Origin of the sequence: Mesobacillus sp. (genome assembly GCF_049588175.1) — a bacterium.
GTDB lineage: Bacteria > Bacillota > Bacilli > Bacillales > Cytobacillaceae > Mesobacillus.
This window is the reverse complement of the sequence record NZ_JBAVFI010000326.1, coordinates 1-2,314: the sequence shown is the minus strand read 5'-3', so window position 1 is coordinate 2,314 and position 2,314 is coordinate 1. Positions and strand designations below refer to the sequence as shown.

Genomic DNA, 2,314 nt, shown 5'->3' with positions numbered 1-2,314 from the left:
GCATGAAGTGCTCCTTTCAGGTTACTTGGTTCTTTGAAAAAAAGGTGTAAATTTGAATTCCCTGCATAGTTTCTCCATTTTTACAAAATATAAAAGTAGCAAAGAATTCTTTTCCGTTGTTTTAATTCAAGGATTATGTTAAATTTAACCACAGACACGACTTTTGTCCTATTAAGGAGAATTGTGCCATGATAAATGAAGAAGAAAAGCTGATATTTCTAAAAGAGCTTGGACGTCTTATCGAAGATTACAACAAATGTTGTGATGACCAATACCAAGAGCAGATTTATGAAGATATTATGCATTTAATCAGTGTGATCAATTAATGTGAAGGTTTTTGTGAGGATGAAACAATTCCTGATTACTTTAACTTTGTAAGTGTGATATACCCAAGTGTCCTTATAGAATCATATTAAGTTAAACTGCTTCAACGATTTGAAGTGGTTTTTATATTTTTCTATACAAATTATTTACGGAAGGTTATCATAAACAAAGATACATTTTCCATGTAAGGCTTTTTTGGGAGGTAAAGGGAAAATTGGTAAATGAGAGACTGCAGGAACTCGAGCAAAAAATAAAAGAGTATGAAATCATCTTATCTGAGATGGCCGCACCGATTATTCCTTCTATCGTTCCTGAAACGATTCTAGTTCCGATTACGGGTTTGCTTCGAATGGAAAGATTCGACAAAATACGCGAAAAGCTGCTCACTTATATCCATAATAAGGATATTGAAACAGCCATTATTGATCTTACAGATATAACAGGGGAACGTGTTGAGGATCTCTGTCTTGAAGAAATAGGAATTGAATTGCAAGAGATGGCAACTTCCATGTCCCTGATGGGGGTCAGGACCTTATTTGTAGGTATGAATACTGAGCTTGTAAAGCGTATGGTTCTTGCTGGCATTAAATTAGAAGCGCAAACATTTTCAACCTTCCAGTCTGCATTAAAATTTTTAATGAAGGAAAAGGGTTTGGAATTCAGGAAAATAGAAGAATAGAGAAAACCCCGCTGCCAAAACATGCAGCGGGGTTTTCTCTATTTTTACCCTGAAAGGGTTATAAATTAGTTATTCGGCTCTGAAGGAGCGGAAATCTCTTCAAGTGCCTGGCCAGCTTCATCATCAAGCTTTTCAGTTACTGCTAAATCTCCTAAAGATACAATTCCAATCAGCTTTCCATCATCAACAATAGGGAGCCGGCGGATTTGTACATCTGCCATTAAGTCCGCTGCTTCCTGGGCCGTCATATGGATCGTACCTCGGACTGGATCTGTTGTCATCACTTCTGAAACAGGTGTTTCGAGCGATACATTTTGAGCTACCGCTTTTAAAACGATATCCCTATCTGTCGCAAGACCAGTAAGCTGGTCGCCTTCACATATAGGGATGACACCTACGTCTAAATCTTTCATTTTTGCTGCTACTTGATGTATTGGTGTATCCGGACTGCAAAATTCCACTTCAGTTGTCATGACTTTTTCAATTTTCATCATTATTCCTCCTAATGTGTTCGACATTTTGGTTTTACCCGCTGCTTGAAAAAGCAAAACTGTTAGTTTTTTGCAATGTGACTTGGTAGAATGGAAACAATATAAGTTTTACATAGGGAAAAGGGGGAAGAACAATGATTGATTTAAGAAGCGACACAGTCACCAAACCAACAGAAGAAATGCGCAGGGCCATGTATACTGCTGAGGTTGGCGATGATGTGTACAAAGAAGACCCGACTGTAAGAGAACTAGAAGAGACAGCAGCAGACATACTGGGGAAGGAAGCTGCATTATTTGTGACGAGCGGAACACAGGGCAACCAAATTGCTGTCCTTACACATTGCCGCCCTGGACAGGAACTGCTTCTTGAAGCTGAATCCCATATATTTTATTATGAATCAGGTGCTGTTTCAGCCCTTGCCGGAGTTCAAACAAGGACAATTGAAGGAAACCGCGGCGCAATGGATCCCAGATCCGTATTAAGCGCAATACGCAGTGAGGATATTCATTATCCAGAAACAGGGTTAATTTGTCTTGAAAACACCCATAACCGTGCAGGTGGAGCTGTTATCCCTGTTGGCAATATGGAGGAAATATACAGTATCGCTAATTCTAACAAAATTCCGGTCCATTTGGATGGAGCCCGTCTGTTCAATGCAGCTGCTGCATCAGGGGTGGATGTTAAGGAATTTACGAAAAGCACTGATACCGTTCAAATTTGCCTCTCTAAAGGATTAGGAGCTCCTGTAGGGTCTTTACTTGCAGGAACTAGGGATTTTATCCAACAGGCAAGAAAATGGAGAAAACGCCTTGGAGGCGG

General features: G+C 39.7%; 4 protein-coding genes. 3 read left to right on the top strand and 1 reads right to left on the bottom strand.

Annotated features, from left to right (window positions below; translation table 11 throughout):
• Positions 1–188: 188 nt before the first annotated feature.
• Positions 189–326 (top strand): hypothetical protein, encoded by a 138-nt coding sequence (locus WB217_RS08035; RefSeq protein WP_207502809.1) that lies wholly within the window; start codon positions 189–191, stop codon positions 324–326.
• A 212-nt stretch (positions 327–538) separates the two neighbouring features.
• Positions 539–1,003, top strand: coding sequence for an STAS domain-containing protein (locus WB217_RS08030; RefSeq protein ID WP_423992300.1), 465 nt, complete (start codon positions 539–541; stop codon positions 1,001–1,003).
• 65 nt (positions 1,004–1,068) lie between these two features.
• Here WB217_RS08030 and WB217_RS08025 read toward each other — a convergent pair whose 3' ends face one another.
• Positions 1,069–1,494 carry a CBS domain-containing protein gene (locus WB217_RS08025; protein WP_423992298.1) on the bottom strand — a complete coding sequence of 142 codons (426 nt, stop codon included), beginning with the start codon at positions 1,492–1,494 and terminating at the stop codon, positions 1,069–1,071.
• Positions 1,495–1,628: 134 nt separating this feature from the next.
• Between WB217_RS08025 and WB217_RS08020 the strand changes: the two genes are divergently transcribed.
• Positions 1,629–2,314: threonine aldolase family protein (locus tag WB217_RS08020; protein ID WP_423992296.1), on the top strand; the 686-nt coding region annotated here is incomplete at its 3' end.

Coding starts and splice junctions, on each gene's coding strand:
- WB217_RS08025 (WP_423992298.1), bottom strand. CDS start 1,494: ATGAAAATTGAAAAAGTCATGACAACTGAAGTGGAATTTTGCAGTCCG.
- WB217_RS08035 (WP_207502809.1), top strand. CDS start 189: ATGATAAATGAAGAAGAAAAGCTGATATTTCTAAAAGAGCTTGGACGT.